The 14,465-nt window shown below is 65.7% G+C and carries 13 protein-coding genes; 8 read left to right on the top strand and 5 right to left on the bottom strand.

All coding sequences use genetic code 11. The features are described 5' to 3' along the window. The first annotated feature begins 150 nt into the window (after positions 1-150). The 5 genes from ROR02_RS01740 to ROR02_RS01720 all read left to right on the top strand — a co-directional run bounded on the left by ROR02_RS01740 (position 151) and on the right by ROR02_RS01720 (position 6,426). On the top strand, positions 151-768 hold the full coding sequence (locus ROR02_RS01740) for a histidine phosphotransferase family protein (RefSeq protein ID WP_170244913.1): 618 nt from the start codon (positions 151-153) through the stop codon (positions 766-768). Between the two features lie 205 nt (positions 769-973). Next, complete coding sequence (locus ROR02_RS01735) at positions 974-3,820, top strand: hybrid sensor histidine kinase/response regulator (RefSeq protein WP_147162280.1); 2,847 nt, start codon at positions 974-976, stop codon at positions 3,818-3,820. A 197-nt stretch (positions 3,821-4,017) separates the two neighbouring features. After that, the gene (locus ROR02_RS01730) at positions 4,018-4,389 is read left to right on the top strand and encodes a response regulator (protein WP_147162279.1); all 372 of its coding nucleotides are present in this window, start codon (positions 4,018-4,020) and stop codon (positions 4,387-4,389) included. A 101-nt stretch (positions 4,390-4,490) separates the two neighbouring features. After that, the gene (locus ROR02_RS01725; RefSeq protein WP_147162278.1) at positions 4,491-5,579 is read left to right on the top strand and encodes a protein-glutamate methylesterase/protein-glutamine glutaminase; all 1,089 of its coding nucleotides are present in this window, start codon (positions 4,491-4,493) and stop codon (positions 5,577-5,579) included. 4 nt (positions 5,580-5,583) lie between these two features. After that, a complete protein-coding gene (locus ROR02_RS01720; RefSeq protein ID WP_147162277.1) occupies positions 5,584-6,426 on the top strand; it encodes a CheR family methyltransferase in 843 nt (280 codons plus the stop codon). 251 nt (positions 6,427-6,677) lie between these two features. Here the strand turns inward: ROR02_RS01720 and ctrA are convergent, their stop codons facing one another. Continuing rightward, the gene (gene ctrA / locus ROR02_RS01715) at positions 6,678-7,382 is read right to left on the bottom strand and encodes a response regulator transcription factor CtrA (RefSeq protein WP_147162276.1); all 705 of its coding nucleotides are present in this window, start codon (positions 7,380-7,382) and stop codon (positions 6,678-6,680) included. Between the two features lie 263 nt (positions 7,383-7,645). On the opposite strand from ctrA, the gene fliI reads away from it, so the two are divergent. Together fliI and ROR02_RS01705 are read left to right on the top strand one after the other, a co-directional pair. Then, positions 7,646-9,061: a flagellar protein export ATPase FliI gene (gene fliI, locus ROR02_RS01710; protein WP_147162275.1), complete on the top strand. Its 1,416-nt coding sequence runs from the start codon at positions 7,646-7,648 to the stop codon at positions 9,059-9,061. A 34-nt stretch (positions 9,062-9,095) separates the two neighbouring features. Further along, a complete protein-coding gene (locus tag ROR02_RS01705) occupies positions 9,096-9,533 on the top strand; it encodes a flagellar export protein FliJ (RefSeq protein ID WP_147162274.1) in 438 nt (145 codons plus the stop codon). 52 nt (positions 9,534-9,585) lie between these two features. On the opposite strand, the gene ROR02_RS01700 is transcribed toward ROR02_RS01705, so the two are convergent. The 3 genes from ROR02_RS01700 to ROR02_RS01690 are packed head-to-tail and all read right to left on the bottom strand — an operon-like array spanning position 9,586 to position 12,161. Further along, the gene (locus tag ROR02_RS01700) at positions 9,586-11,157 is read right to left on the bottom strand and encodes a glycosyltransferase family 39 protein (RefSeq protein ID WP_147162273.1); all 1,572 of its coding nucleotides are present in this window, start codon (positions 11,155-11,157) and stop codon (positions 9,586-9,588) included. After that, positions 11,154-11,474 carry a lipid-A-disaccharide synthase N-terminal domain-containing protein gene (locus ROR02_RS01695; RefSeq protein ID WP_147162272.1) on the bottom strand — a complete coding sequence of 107 codons (321 nt, stop codon included), beginning with the start codon at positions 11,472-11,474 and terminating at the stop codon, positions 11,154-11,156. The genes ROR02_RS01700 and ROR02_RS01695 overlap by 4 nt, the downstream gene beginning before the upstream one ends. Positions 11,475-11,489: 15 nt before the next feature. Continuing rightward, positions 11,490-12,161 carry a pyridoxamine 5'-phosphate oxidase family protein gene (locus tag ROR02_RS01690; RefSeq protein WP_147162271.1) on the bottom strand — a complete coding sequence of 224 codons (672 nt, stop codon included), beginning with the start codon at positions 12,159-12,161 and terminating at the stop codon, positions 11,490-11,492. Positions 12,162-12,369: 208 nt separating this feature from the next. Between ROR02_RS01690 and ROR02_RS01685 the strand changes: the two genes are divergently transcribed. Continuing rightward, complete coding sequence (locus ROR02_RS01685; RefSeq protein ID WP_246135351.1) at positions 12,370-13,017, top strand: DsbA family oxidoreductase; 648 nt, start codon at positions 12,370-12,372, stop codon at positions 13,015-13,017. A gap of 196 nt (positions 13,018-13,213) precedes the next feature. On the opposite strand, the gene ROR02_RS01680 is transcribed toward ROR02_RS01685, so the two are convergent. After that, positions 13,214-13,432: a hypothetical protein gene (locus tag ROR02_RS01680; protein WP_147162269.1), complete on the bottom strand. Its 219-nt coding sequence runs from the start codon at positions 13,430-13,432 to the stop codon at positions 13,214-13,216. Positions 13,433-14,465: the final 1,033 nt, after the last annotated feature.

The raw sequence follows: 14,465 nt of genomic DNA, 5'->3' as shown, positions 1-14,465 counted from the left end.
CCCGCCCCCCCCGGCCGCCCTTCATCCGGGGATATCCAAGGCTTGACCCGATTACCCGGGGCGCCCCCTTGCCCCTGGGCACCCCGGGCTGCTAATGCTGGGGACGGCGCCCCCAGGCGCCCGCGCCCCAGGCCGCGAGGAGGTGCCGACGTGACCGCTGCTGCCCCCATCACTCTTGAGCAGGCCTTGCTGCTGTGCACGCGGCTGTGCCACGACCTGGCCGGCCCGATCGGCGCGTTGGGCACGGGCGCCGAGTTGCTGCAAGAGGACGGTCCCGGCGCCCCCCTGGATGGGGAAACCCTGACCTTGCTGGCCGACAGCGCCCACGCCGCCAGCGCCCGCCTGCAAATCCTGCGCATGGCCGCCGGCACCGCGCGCTCCCACCAGCCGGCCCTGGCCGACGCCCTCGGTGCCCTTGATACCGTGCTGGCCCTGGGGGGCCGGCGCCTGGTCCGCCGGGTGGAGCCGGCCTACGTCCCCGACGGCCCCCGCGTGCGCCTGCTGGTGGCGCTGGTCCTGGTCGCGGCCGATGCCTGGCCGCACGCCCCCACCTTGAGCGTGGAAGCCACCCCGACCACTCTTGCCCTGGAAGCCGACGGCGCCCCGCCCCTCTCCCCCGCGTGGTCCAACGCGCTCGCGGATCCGCCCCAGGACCTGGACCCCCGCACCATCCTGGCGTGGCTGGCGCGGCACCTGGCCGACGCCGCCGGAATGACCCTGGACACCACCCAACCCGGACGCCTCGTCGTTTCCGCGCCGCCCTCCTGACCGGGTTCCTCCCCCGGCCCCGCTCCGGACCCATTTTGCAGACGAATTCCTGGGTGGGTATTGGCCCTTTTACCAAGAGCCACTAACTGGTAAACACATACGGTGTGACACACCCCCTTGACGGCAACGCCCCCGATGCTGGCCTGCCAGTCGCGCGGGTTGCCCGCCGGGGGCATGGTGCCCGGGCATTCCAAGGAGGTCCTTGATGGACGATCTGCTCTCAGAGTTTCTGACCGAAACCTCCGAAAGCCTGGCCACGCTGGACGTCGAGCTGGTCAATCTAGAACGCAACCCGAACGACCGGGACATTCTTTCCAACATTTTCCGTCTGGTTCACACCATCAAGGGGACGTGCGGCTTCTTGGGGTTGCCGCGTCTTGAAAGCCTGGCCCACGCGGGCGAAAATGTCCTGGGCAAGTTCCGGGACGGCGAACTGGATGTCACGCCCGACGCGGTGACGGTCATTTTGCGCACCATCGACCGCATCAAGGAAATTCTCGCCCATCTGGAAGCGACCGAATCGGAACCCGAGGGCGACGATAAGGATCTGAAGACCATCCTGAACGCCTTCGCCGAGGGCAAGTCGCCGACAGTCGGCACCCCGGCCGCGCCGCCGCCCAAGCCTTCCGCTCCCGCCGCCAGGGAACCGGAAACGGGGCCGGTGGTTTCCGAAAGCGGGTTCCCGGTCGCGGCCGAGCTGCTGGCCGAGGTGAACGAGGCGGTCTCACAAGGCAAGCGGGCCGCCACCGAAGCGGAAATCGCCGCCGAACTGGAGCGCGAACGCTCGGCCGAAGCCACCGAGGCGGTCAAGGAACCGGCCAAGAACGCCCTGGCCCCCAAGGCCAGCCCGCCCGCGCCGGCTCCCAAGGCACAACCGCCGGTGCGCCGCGACGAGCCCCCCGCCGGGGCTGGCGCCGGCGCCGGAGCCGGGGGAGGCCAGGCCGAGGTCAAGGAAAGCTCGGTCGCCGCCCAGTCGATCCGCGTCAACGTCGAGCTTCTGGAAAACCTGATGACCCTGGTTTCCGAGCTGGTGCTGACCCGCAATCAGCTTTTGCAGATGGTCCGGGGCACCGACGACTCGGTGTTCGCGGCGCCCCTTCAGCGCCTGTCGCACATCACCACCGACCTGCAAGAAGGGGTGATGAAAACCCGCATGCAGCCGATCGGCAATGCCTGGGCCAAACTTCCGCGCATCGTGCGGGATCTTTCGGTCGAAATGCACAAGAAGATCGACCTTCAGATGTATGGGGCCGATACCGAGCTGGACCGCCAGGTGCTGGAGCTGATCAAGGATCCTCTCACGCACATGGTGCGCAACTCGGCGGACCACGGGCTGGAATTCCCCGACGAGCGCCTGGCGGCGGGCAAGCCGGAAACGGGCATCGTCAAGCTGAACGCCTACCATGAAGGCGGGCACATCATCATCGAAATCAGTGATGATGGCCGGGGCCTGAATATCGAGAAGATCCGGGCGAAGGCCCTGTCCAACGGCCTTGCCACCGAAAGCGATCTGGAATCGATGTCGGACCAGCAGATCGCCCAGTTCATTTTCCGTGCCGGTCTTTCGACCGCCGACAAGGTGACGGCCGTCTCGGGCCGGGGCGTGGGCATGGACGTGGTCAAGACCAACATCGAGAAGATTGGCGGCACGGTGGAACTGAAGACGTGGCCGGGCCGGGGCTCGACCTTTGTCATCAAGATTCCGCTCACGCTGGCGATTGTCTCGGCCCTGATCGTCGAGGCGTCGGGCGAACGGTTCGCCATCCCGCAGATTTCGGTTCTGGAACTGGTGCGGGTGACCAACGACTCGGAAACCACGATCGAGCGGATCAACAGCGCCCCGGTTCTGCGCCTGCGCGACCGGCTGATGCCGCTTGTGTCCTTGTCGGCGCTGCTGCGCCTGGACCAGGACGAGGAAGACCCGGGCGAGGCGGCGGCGCGAGGCGACCGCAACGAAACGTTCATCGTGGTCAGTCAGGTGGGGACCTACACGTTTGGCATCATCGTGGACCGGGTTTTCGATACCGAGGAAATCGTGGTCAAGCCGGTGGCGCCGATCTTGCGGCATGTTTCAATGTTCTCGGGCAATACGATCCTGGGAGATGGCAGTGTCATCATGATTCTTGACCCCAACGGGATCGCGAGCGCCACGGGCGAAGTCACCATGGGGACCTCCTCGGGCGCCACCGAGGCGCAGCAGACCCTGGGGCGCAGCGCCGAGGATCGCACCTCCTTGCTGGTCTTCCGCGCGGGCAACAACGACCTCAAGGCGGTGCCGCTCGCTCTCGTCGCGCGCCTGGAGGAAATCGAGGTCGACAAGGTCGAACGCTCGTTTGGCAAGCCGGTGGTCCAGTACCGGGGACAACTGATGCCCCTGGTCGGCATTGGCGATAATTTGGCCCTGAAGGACGAGGGGCGCCAGCCGATCCTGGTGTTCAGCGACCGTGACCGGTCGATGGGACTGGTGGTGGACGAAATCGTCGATATCGTCGAGGATCACCTGAAGGTCGAACTGCGCGCCGATCTCAAGGGCGTGGTCGGCACGGCGGTGGTCAACGGCAAGGCAACCGACATTATCGATACCGGTTATTACCTGACCCAGGCGTTCGGGGACTGGTTCGGCGGTGGCCCGACCGAATCCTATGGCGAGCCGACCTCCGGGCGGCGGGTTCTGATCGTGGACGACAGCGCCTTCTTCCTCAACCTGATGGCCCCAATGTTGTCGGTCCATGGGTACGATGTGACGGCGGTGGACTCCCCGGATAAAGCGCTGGCCTTGCGCGAACGCGGCCAGATGTTCGACGCGATCATCAGCGACATCGAAATGCCGCGGATGAATGGCTTCCAGTTCGCCGAGGCGGTGCGTGCCGATACGCGTTGGGCGGACGTTCCTTTGATTGCCTTGTCGAGTCATGCGACCGAGCGCGACCTGATCCGGGGGCGCGAGGCGGGCTTTGACGATTACGTAGCCAAATTCGATCGGGAAAGCCTGCTGGAGGTTCTGACCCAGCTGGTGGGGCAAGACCCCTTGCCCGCGGATCTGGAAGCCTAAACGCCGCGCGCGGCCTTGGGCTGGCACGAAGCAGGGACGGGTTCGTTATCGGACAGGCCCTCCCCTTCGGCCAGCACCGGAAAGACCGTGCGGGGCTTCGATAAACGGGCGGGTATGGACCTCGCCGGTAGGGCTGAAGTCAAGGTCCTCAGGACGCGAGGGCAAAAAGGGCAAGGGCAAGGGCACAAGGGGTACCCATGAAATCCTGTCTGATTGTCGATGATTCAAAGGTCATCCGCATGGTGGCCAAGAAAATCCTGCAAGAACTCCACTTCGAGACCCAGGAAGCGGAGGACGGCAAGGTCGCCCTTGATCTATGCCGTAGACAGCTTCCCACGGCGGTCTTGCTGGATTGGAACATGCCGGTCATGAATGGCATGGAGTTCATGCGAGAAATGCGTGCACTCCCCGGCGGCAAGAATGTGATCGTTGTTTTCTGCACAACGGAAAATGATATCAGTCACATCCAGGAAGCGATGGAAGCCGGGGCCGACGAATACATCATGAAGCCTTTCGATAGCGAAATCCTGCAAGCAAAGTTCCAGCAGGTTGGTTTGCTGGAAGACTGACGTATCCGGTCTTTGCCCTGGGAGGAAGACGGGGAGTGGCTATTTTGTCTGTAAACGCCGGCCGTCCGGGCCCATCCGCCACGGGAGGCGCAATCCGGGTCATGGTGGTGGATGACTCCGCCGTTGTCCGGGGATTGGTCACCCGCATGCTGGAGGAAGACCCGGGGATCCAGGTTGTTTCCTCGGTTGGCAACGGACAGATGGCCCTGGCCAGTCTCGACCGGAACGAGATCGATGTCATTATTCTGGATATCGAAATGCCGGTCATGGACGGGTTGACCGCCCTGCCCTTGCTGTTGCAACGCAACAAAGGGGTCAAGGTGGTCATGTCGTCGACCCTGACCTTGAAAAACGCCGAGGTCAGCTTGAAAGCGATCGAAATGGGGGCTTCGGACTATCTGGCCAAGCCGTCCACGTCGCGCGAACTGTCGTCCGCTTCCAATTTCCGGCACGATCTCATCGAAAAGGTGAAGGTTTTGGGAGGAGCGCGTCGCCGGGAACAAGGACTGGCCTCTCCCGGGGTACGCATGCCTGAAACCGAACGCGCCCCAGCCCCTCTCCGGACCTCGCCAGCACGCACCGTGACCTTGAGAACCGCCTCGTCCGAACGGCCCGACATCATTGCCATTGGAAGTTCGACCGGCGGACCCCAGGCCCTGTTCACCTTGTTCGGAGACCTGCGCAAGGGCGGGTGGCCGGGTCAGCCGATCGTGGTGACCCAGCACATGCCAGCGACGTTCACCACCATTCTTGCCGGCCACATTGAACGCATAGCGGGAATACCGACCCAGGAAGGCAAGGACGGGGAACCGATCCGGCCGGGCCATATCTACATTGCCCCCGGGGACTATCACATGGTGGTGGACTCCCGGGGATCGGAACGCGTCCTTCGCCTGAACCAGGATCCGCCGGAAAGTTTCTGCCGGCCGGCCGTGGATCCGTTGTTTCGATCCGTGGCGCGGGTTTATGGCCGGCGCAGCCTGGCCATTGTCCTGACCGGGATGGGATCGGACGGAGCCAAGGGAAGCGTGGTCATTGCCGAGGCTGGGGGAACCGTTGTGGCCCAGGACGAAGCGAGCAGCGTCGTCTGGGGCATGCCGGGAGCAACCGCCCAGTCCGGAGCGTGCAGCGCCGTACTGCCTTTGTCGGAAATCGCCGCCTATATTCTTCGCACCGCGAACAAGCGCTGATGGCATGAAACCGGAAGATTTCGACTACATCGCAAAGACGCTGAAGGACAAATCCGGTCTGGTTCTGACCAAGGATAAATCCTATCTGCTGGAAAGCCGTCTGATGCCCTTGGCGCGCAAGCGAGGTTTCAAGGGCCTGGACGATCTGATTGCCCAGCTTCGGCGCCGGGATCTGGCGCTGGAAAAAGAAATCACCGAGGCGATGACGACGAACGAATCCTTCTTCTTCCGGGATTCGAAGCCGTTCGACCAGTTTCGCCAGGTGGTTCTTCCCAACCTGTTGCGCACCCGGGCGTCCCGACGCTCGTTTCGCATCTGGTGCGCGGCGGCTTCCAGCGGGCAGGAGCCCTATTCGCTGGGCATGATCTTGAAGGAAGAGGCGGCCCGCCTGGCGGGGTGGCGTTTTGAAATCGTGGGAACCGACTTGTCGTCGGACATCCTGCGCAAGGCGCGCACCGGCCTTTATTCGCAATTTGAAGTGCAACGAGGCATGCCCATGCAGCTCCTCGTTAAGTACTTCAAGAAAAAAGACGACATGTGGGAAATTGATCAGGGCGTTCGCTCCCTGGTTCAATACAAGGAATGGAATCTGCTGGACGACCTTCGTCCTCTTGGACAGTTTGATGTCGTTTATTGTCGGAATGTTCTGATCTATTTCGATCAGCCGACAAAGGCCCAGGTTCTCGAAGCCATCGCCAAGCAGATGACCGACGACGGTGTTTTGTATCTGGGGGGCGCCGAAACCGTTCTTGGCGTGACCAATGCCTTCAAGCCGATTCCGGGCCAGCGCGGTGTCTACGCGGTCGCCCGGGGCACCGACGTCAAATCACTGGGCGAGGAAACCTGACCGCGCCTTTCCCGGACGCGGGCCTTTCGCGCGAAAGGCCACGGCATTGGGAAAAGAATTTTTCTGAAGCCTCCTCGCGGGAGGGAGAGGTGGTCGCCTGGGCACCCGGCCGACGCCCAAGGCGCTCCCCGGTCCCCCTGGCCGGGGGCAGTCGTCCAGCAAAACCGGTTGCCGCCCCGAGGGCGCGCGTTCAGGCCCCTTTCGGGGAAGGGCTGGCCGGGGAAGGGCTGGTTTCCTTTCCAGGAGTCGCCTTACCCCGCGACGGCGTGGGTGGACATGTCGTCGGGATCGCGCAGGACGTAGCCGCGCCCCCAAACGGTTTCGATGTAGTTGGTTCCACCGGTTGCCTGCGCCAGCTTCTTGCGCAGCTTGCAGATAAAAACGTCGATGATCTTCAGCTCGGGTTCGTCCATGCCGCCGTACAGGTGGTTGAGGAACTGTTCCTTGGTCAAGGTCGAGCCCTTGCGCAAGGTCAGCAGCTCCAAAATCCCGTATTCCTTGCCGGTCAGATGGATGACCTCGCCCCCCACCGAAGCGGTCCGGGCATCAAGGTTGACTTCCAGGCGCCCGACCCGCACCACCGACTGCGCATGCCCCATGGAGCGGCGCACGATGGCTTGCAGACGCGCGACCAGTTCGGATTTATCGAATGGCTTGGTCAGGTAATCATCGGCCCCCACGCCCAGGCCCTTGACCTTGCGTTCGCTTTCGGTGAGCCCCGACAAAATGAGGACGGGCGTGTTGACGCGGGAGGCCCTCAGATGGCGGATCAGATCCAGCCCGTCCATGTCGGGCAGCATGAGATCCACGATCATGATGTCGTAATCATAGATCTTGCCGATTTCCAGGCCATCCTCGCCCGAGTCGGTGGTATCGACCACCCATCCCTCGCGCTTGAGCACCAGCTCGATGCTCTTGGCCGTCGCGGCGTCGTCCTCGACTACCAGAACACGCATAACCGCCTCCCCTCGCCGTCCTCGCCTTTGCCAGCCGGTGCCGCTGCCTTGGACTCCTGCTTCCCTGAACGGTACGGAGATTCGTCAGGCCGCGCAAGGCAAAAATCCAAATCCTTGTTCAAAATCCGATCATTGAGGGGAGTTCTTACAGTGGCGGCGCAACAGACGGACCGCCTCCCCGCCCGCCCGACCGCCAAGGCCCGGATAAACCTCCGCTTAACCGGCGCCCCCGAGACTGGGGCCGCCCTTTCGGAGACCTGGTCATGAGCAGCCCCCTCTTCAACAACATCGTCAACGACCTGGGACGCCTCCCCGAGCGACGGGTCTATGGGCGCGTCCTGGGCGTGCAGGGCCTTTTGATTGAAATCGGGGGCGTGCAAACCACCCTCTCGGTCGGGGATCACTGCTGGGTCCACACCCGCGACGGAAGGCAGGTGGCGTGCGAGGTGGTGGGCTTTCGCACCGGCCGCGCCCTGCTGCTGCCCTTCAGCAGCCTGGACGGGGTGGGCCTGGGCTGCCGGGTGGAAATGGGCGAAAGCCGCCCGACCATCGCGCCGACGCCGGCCTGGCTCGGACGGGTGATCAATGCCATGGGCGATCCCGTCGACGGCAAGGGCCCGCTTCCCGCCGGCGACCAGGCGATCCCGATTCGCAATACCCCGCCACCGGCCCACGCGCGGCAGCGGGTGGGCGGCAAGCTGGATCTGGGGGTGCGGGCCATCAACACCTTCACCACCTGCTGCAAGGGCCAGCGCATGGGCATTTTCGCCGGCTCCGGCGTGGGGAAAAGTTCGTTGATGTCGATGTTCATCCGCCACACCATCGCCGACGTGATCGTGATGGGGCTGGTGGGCGAACGCGGCCGCGAGGCCCGCGAGTTCATCGAGGACGATTTGGGCGAGGAAGGCCTGGCCCGCAGCGTCACCGTGGTGGCGACCAGCGACGAAAGCCCGCTCATGCGCCGGCAGTCGGCCTACATGACCCTGGCCGTGGCCGAGTATTTCCGCGACCAGGGTCTGGATGTCTTGTGCCTGATGGACAGCGTGACCCGCTTTGCCATGGCCCAGCGCGAAATCAGCCTGTCGGCGGGCGAGCCGCCCGCGTCCAAGGGCTACACGCCCTCGGTCTTCGCCGAGTTGCCCCGCCTGCTGGAGCGCGCCGGCCCGGGGCGCGAGGGCAGTGGCACCATCACCGGTCTTTTCACCGTGCTGGTCGAGGGCGACGACCACAACGAGCCGATCTCGGACGCGGTGCGTGGCATCCTGGACGGCCACATCGTGCTGGATCGCGCGATCGCCGAACGCGGGCGCTATCCGGCGATCAACATCCTGCGCTCGGTGTCGCGGACCATGCCCGGGTGCAACTCGCCCGAGGAAACCGCCCTGATCGCCGAGGCCCGGCGCCTGATGTCCACCTACGAGGACATGGCCGAGCTGATCCGGCTGGGGGCCTACCGCCTGGGCTCGGATCCCGGGGTTGACCAGGCCATTGCCCACCATCCGGCCCTGGAAGCGTTCCTGACCCAGGCCAAGGCCGAGGGCACCACCTTTGGCGCCGGCTATGCCCTGTTGCAAGAAGCCCTGGCGCCCCAGCCCCTGCCGGGAACGACCCCGGGCCCGGGGGGCTCGGGCCCGGGGGCCGCGCGCCCCGGCCCCCAGATGGCCCGGAGCCGCTCGTAACCTGATTTAAGCTCTTTTCGGAACGCCCCCTGCCATGGCCGGTGACCTGCGCCCTCTCATCCGTTTGCGCCGCTTCGAGGTGGACGAGTGCCGCCGCGCCCTGGGCGAGCTGCTGAAGGCCGAGGCGGCCCTGGACGCCGAGGCCCAGGCGCTGGAAGACGCCCACCAGCGCGAAACCACCTTTGCCCGCGAGCATCCGGAAATGGGGTTCACGCTGGGCGCCTATCTGGCCCACCACCGCGCCCGCGTGGCCGCCCTGGCCCAGCGCCGCCAGGCCCTGGAAGCCAGGATCCAGGAAGCCCGCGACATCCTGGCCGAGGCCTACCGCACCTTGAAGACCCTGGAGGTCAGCCAGGAAAACCGCGAGAAACGCGAGCGCGCCGAACGCGACAGCAAGGAGCAAAAGGTGCTCGACGACATCGGCCAGGAACGCTATCGCCGCCACCACGCCCGCCCGACGATCCTGGAGTAGCGCTCCCGTCCCTTTTCCACACCTAAACGGTGCCGTTCCGGCTGAAGATGCTCTAGCGGCAGTCCCCCACGCCACCGGGCCATGCCAGGGCGTTCAAGGGCGCGTCACGCTCGGTCAGTGGCCCGCGCAACGGGGCGTGCAGCGTGATCAGCGGGGGATCGGAAGGCAAGCCGTCCGCCCCCAGGGTGTTTTCCATCCAGGCGCGCACCCGGGGCCACTCGGCGGGCGAGGACAGCACCACCAGGCAGTCGTCGCCCCGGGTCCCGGGCCGCCAGGCCAACTGACGGGGGCCGGCCGGCGGCCACAAAAGGCGGCTCCCGGGGAAGGCCCGCATCAGGTTGGCGGCCGCGTCCAGCTCGGGGGCCACCACCGTGCCGCCCTGGAAGCCCTGGGCCCGCAGGCCCTCGGCCCACTGGGGCACCGGCAGGTCGGTCAGGCAGCGGGTGCACGACAAGGGCCGCACGACACCGCCCGCGACCAGCACCCCGCCCACGACCAGGCCCGCCGCGCCGATCAGGACGCCGGCGACGCGTCCGGCGCGCGCCGGGCCGGGACGGGTGGCCGCGACCCGCAAGGCCGCCCACATCGGCAGCAGCAAGGCGGCCGGCATCAGGTAGTGTTCACGCAGGCGCGACCCGCCGGCGGCCAGGGTAACCAGGCTCACCAGCAGCATCGACAGCCCCACCGCGACCAGCAGCACGCGCCGCCACGGCGCCGGGGGATCGGGATCCGCCGGCGCGCCCCAGCGCCCGCCAGGCAGCGCCGCCGGCACGATCAGGCCCATGAGCACCAGCGGCAGGGCCACCCCGGCGACCGGATCCAGCCAGCCGGTGCGCAGCAGATCCCACAGACGCGCCCCCAGGCCGGCCGCGCGGCCGTGCAGCAGGCCCGGCAACTCGTCAACCACCGTGTGGTCGGCCCCCAGCACCCACAGGCCATGCGGAAGCACCAGAAGCCCGGCCACCACCGCCGTGGGCACGATCAGACGCACGCGGAGCAAGACCCGGCGCATCCGGGGATGGGTCAGGGCGGCCAGCAGGAAGGCGGCGGCAAAAAGCACGAAGGTATACTTGGATAACGTCCCCAGGCCCAGCACCACCCCCAGCGCGAGCGCGGCGCCCGGGGGCGGCGTGGGCGCGTCCAGCCGGGCCACGGCCCAGGGCAGGAAGGCAAACACCGCCAGCAGCACCAGCGAGTGGGTCAGGTTGAGAACGGCCCCGACCCCAAACAAGGTGGTGGACAGCACGGCGGCCACCGCGAGGCCGGGGGCAAGGGAGTCGCGCCCGGCCAGGGTCCGGGTGGACAGCCACACCCCGGCCAGCATTCCCCCCAGCGACAGCACCCGCAACAAGGCGAAGGCCAGGGGCGTGGGGCCCAGCACCGCCATGGCGCCGACCGCGAGCCAGTTGTGCAAGGGCGGCTGCTGGATGTCGTAGCCCCAGGCCAGGGTCTGGCCCCAGAACACCGACTCCAGTTCATCGCGGGGCAGGCCGGTGAAGACGAACCCGAAGACGACGAACACCGCCCCCAGCACGCCCGCCGCCATCAGGGCAACCCGTGCCGGGCTGGCGATCCAGGCCGCCGGCCCCGACTCGGGCAAGATGGCAGGCGTCGCGGTCCTCATGGGGTTTCGGGCCCTTCCGCCGCGCGGTCGGCCCGCCGCGCGCGACGGATCAACACCAGGTTGCGGGCGTAGATGAGCAGGCCCAGCCCCTGACCGAAGATGAACACCGGATCTTGCTGGTGGATGGCGTAGGCCAGGAGCGTCGCGCCGCCCAGGACGCTGAAATACCAAAACGCGATCGGCACCACCGAACGCCGCGCCCGCTCCGACGACAGCCATTGCACGAGGAAGCGCAGCGAAAAGAAGAACTGGCCCAGAAAGCCGATGGCGGTCCAGATGGTGACGGTAAAGGCCATCAGGCCAAGATCAATGAGCATGGGAAGGTCCGGGGATCAGGGGCGCGGATAGCGGGCGGCGAGACGGGCGAGCGAGGGCGGCTCGGGGCGCGGCGGACCGGCGGGCTCGGGCGTTCCCGCGACCACGGACAAGGGCACGACGCCACTCCAGGCCGGGAAATCGGTGGGCTGGTCGGGATCGTCGGTTTGCGACGGCCCGCCCTGGCGCTGCTTCATCGAGGCCTCGGCCAGGGATAGCGCCAGCACGGCCACGCCCCGGGCGTCGGCCGGGGTCATGGGCCGGCATTCGGCCAGGCGCCCCGGCGTCACCTGATCGGTAAGCGCCGCCAGCGCGCGGGTGATTTCCTCGGGGTCGGTGACCAGGGTCGCGTTCCCCATGACCATGACCGAACGGAAGTTGAGCGAATGGCCGCAGGCCCGGGGCGCGAACACGATGCCATCGATCACGCTCACGGTCAGGCACACGGGCACCGGCCCCTGGCGCACCGCCGCCATCAGCCGCGAGGCCGGGGCCCCATGGAGGTACAAGGTCTCGTCCAGGCGCCCGTAACAGGTGGGCACGCACACCGGCCCCGCCTCGGACTGCCAGGCGAGATGACAGACAAACTGACTGTCGAGCACGGCGCGCAGGGCAGCCGGATCATGATTGGCGCGCTCGGGACGGCGCACCAGACGGGTGCGAGGGGACGACGGCACGGACGAGGGCATGGGAAGCCTGCCTTGAAGGGAAAGGACCGGCGGGGATATACCAAGGCCCGGCCGAGGACTCCACGCCAAACCATCGCCCCAGGCAACCATGCCCCCAAGAAAAGACGGGCCTTGGTTGACCCGACCCGTGGCACGGCCTATGTGAAGGGAACCCCTGGGTCGATGGCTTCTCCTGGATCGCGCGGCGGATTCGATGGAAATTGACTTCGTGTACGATACAGCCTGTCCGTGGTGCTACATCGGGCGACAGCGGTTGCGGCTGGCCCTGGGAAGCCGCGCGGCGGTGGCCCCCGTGCTGCGGTTTCGCCCCTTCCTGCTCAGCCCCGACATGCCGCGCGCCGGCATGGAACGGCGCCAGTACGTGGAACGCAAGTTCGGGGGCGCCCGGCGCGCGGGCCGCATCCTGGAAGCGGCGCAGACCGCCGCCCGTCAGGTTGGCCTTGACCTGCATTTCGAGCGCATCACCCGCACCCCCAACACCATCGACAGCCACCTGCTTGTCTTCATGGGCGAAACCCAAGCCCAGCGCGAGGCCCTGCTTGACCATCTGTACCGGGCCTATTTCGTGGAAGGGCGCGACATCGGCGCGACCAGCGAACTGGTGGCGATCGGCGCGGCCGAAGGCCTGGACCCGGCCCGGGTGGAAGAACGCCTGACCAGCCTGGAGGGGGTCGCCGACGTGGTGGCGGAAAACGCCCGCTTGCACAACATGGGCATGAGCGGCGTTCCCGGCTTTATTTTCAACAGCCGCTACGCCATCTCGGGCGCCCAGGAAACGGGTGTTTTCCTGCGCATGATCGACCTTGCCCTGGAAACCCAGGTCCCCGAACCGGTCACCCACGCGCACGCGGGATAGCGGGACAAGGGGAAGGGGCTTCCGGCCCCCGCCGGGGGAAGGGAGCACGCCCGCGAGCACGAAAATAAGGGGAGAAGAATTAAGGGGAAAAATCCGGGAATGACGGACAAAACCGTCTTGCCGCCCAACCGGCCCATCGAAGGCAGCCGTTCAGGCGGTCAGGTCAGCCCATTCCCCGGGGCAACCCCAAAGCCCATCAGGCCGACGCCCGTGCGGCTTCACGGGTGCAAGAACAATTTTCTTCCTCGGCGGGTTCGGTCCACGCCCTGCGATTGCGGTCGAAGGCATCCAAAAAGGCCTGAGCCCTTTCCTCGGAGCCATAGGCATCCTTCAGCCGTGCCTTCAATTCCCTCTCGGCTTGCCGGGCCGCCTCCAGCTCCAGCTCCAGCCATCCGATATCCTTGACTACTGGCATCGATCACCCTCCCGTTCTGGGACTTCCCCAGTGTCATTCCAACTTACGAAAGCCGTCCCGCGTCCGACCACCCAGGTCATATTTTTGTTGTGCCGTCCACCCGAATTCCCGGACCGGGACGCTTCTGCCCACACCAGCCGTCACGCGGCTTCTCTGCCTTGTCCGAACTGGCGGCGGGAAAGGGTCCTCTGATGAAGACGGGACGTTACTCTTCTAAAGTCCGCAAGTCGATGCGCATGACCGGTTCGGCAAGCCCTCCTCGAAAAAATTCAAAACCGGGGCCACTGCCGGAGGCGACACATGATGGAATCGAGTCAATCCGGGTACAAGATTCACGAATTTATCGTAAAACGAGCATTTCTTGCTTTTTGTCGTTTTTTCCGACACCCTGGGTACACTAGCTCCTCATTATTGACAACATCTATTTCTACGGGTATGCCGACAAGCATGCCTGACGCGACCATGCAGATTTCGGGCCAAAGCCGTTCTTCCCGTCGCTTCCGCCACCAGCGTGCCTCCACGACATCTTTATGGAGCCATAGCGTGCCCAAGAAAGCGTCCCAGAAATCGTTGAGAATTTCCGATGTCATTTTCCGCCTCTTTCCAGATGGAACCCAGTTTTTTCCCGACCCGGCATCGGATACGAAGGGGGACGAGACAGGATCGGTTTCGCAAGACACGGCGTCTCTCCCGGCTTGGCCGCCTTGTCCCAATTTTCCCCCGGATCTTTTTGCCGCGGCGGCGTACTTGCTCGATCTCGCGGGCGCCTATCACTACCTGGCCCCGGAATCGACCCCCGACCTTCCCGTGGGTCCGGCGCTGTTTCACCGCACCCAGAACGAGCACACCATCTGTCTCAAGGCGGGAAAAGAGTGGCGTTCCACTCCTTCCCTGCCGCTCAAGGTCCTGGATTTGTGGCGCGAGCTTGGGGCTCACGCCAATGATCTGATTTTTTTGCACCACGCCCCTCAGCGCCCCGCTCCGGCGTGGTGGGTGCTCGCCTACAACCTCATGGTCATCGCGGATCATGCGT

This window comes from Pararhodospirillum oryzae (assembly GCF_007992075.1).
In the GTDB taxonomy this organism is placed as follows: domain Bacteria; phylum Pseudomonadota; class Alphaproteobacteria; order Rhodospirillales; family Rhodospirillaceae; genus Pararhodospirillum; species Pararhodospirillum oryzae.
Note: the sequence above shows the minus strand (reverse complement) of the source record. Positions and strands in the feature narration are given on the sequence as shown.

Coding starts and splice junctions, on each gene's coding strand:
- fliI (WP_147162275.1), top strand. CDS start 7,646: ATGAGCAGCCCCCTCTTCAACAACATCGTCAACGACCTGGGACGCCTC.
- ROR02_RS01690 (WP_147162271.1), bottom strand. CDS start 12,161: ATGCCCTCGTCCGTGCCGTCGTCCCCTCGCACCCGTCTGGTGCGCCGT.
- ROR02_RS01680 (WP_147162269.1), bottom strand. CDS start 13,432: ATGCCAGTAGTCAAGGATATCGGATGGCTGGAGCTGGAGCTGGAGGCG.
- ROR02_RS01695 (WP_147162272.1), bottom strand. CDS start 11,474: ATGCTCATTGATCTTGGCCTGATGGCCTTTACCGTCACCATCTGGACC.
- ROR02_RS01735 (WP_147162280.1), top strand. CDS start 974: ATGGACGATCTGCTCTCAGAGTTTCTGACCGAAACCTCCGAAAGCCTG.
- ROR02_RS01705 (WP_147162274.1), top strand. CDS start 9,096: ATGGCCGGTGACCTGCGCCCTCTCATCCGTTTGCGCCGCTTCGAGGTG.
- ctrA (WP_147162276.1), bottom strand. CDS start 7,382: ATGCGTGTTCTGGTAGTCGAGGACGACGCCGCGACGGCCAAGAGCATC.
- ROR02_RS01730 (WP_147162279.1), top strand. CDS start 4,018: ATGAAATCCTGTCTGATTGTCGATGATTCAAAGGTCATCCGCATGGTG.
- ROR02_RS01725 (WP_147162278.1), top strand. CDS start 4,491: ATGGTGGTGGATGACTCCGCCGTTGTCCGGGGATTGGTCACCCGCATG.
- ROR02_RS01720 (WP_147162277.1), top strand. CDS start 5,584: ATGAAACCGGAAGATTTCGACTACATCGCAAAGACGCTGAAGGACAAA.
- ROR02_RS01700 (WP_147162273.1), bottom strand. CDS start 11,157: ATGAGGACCGCGACGCCTGCCATCTTGCCCGAGTCGGGGCCGGCGGCC.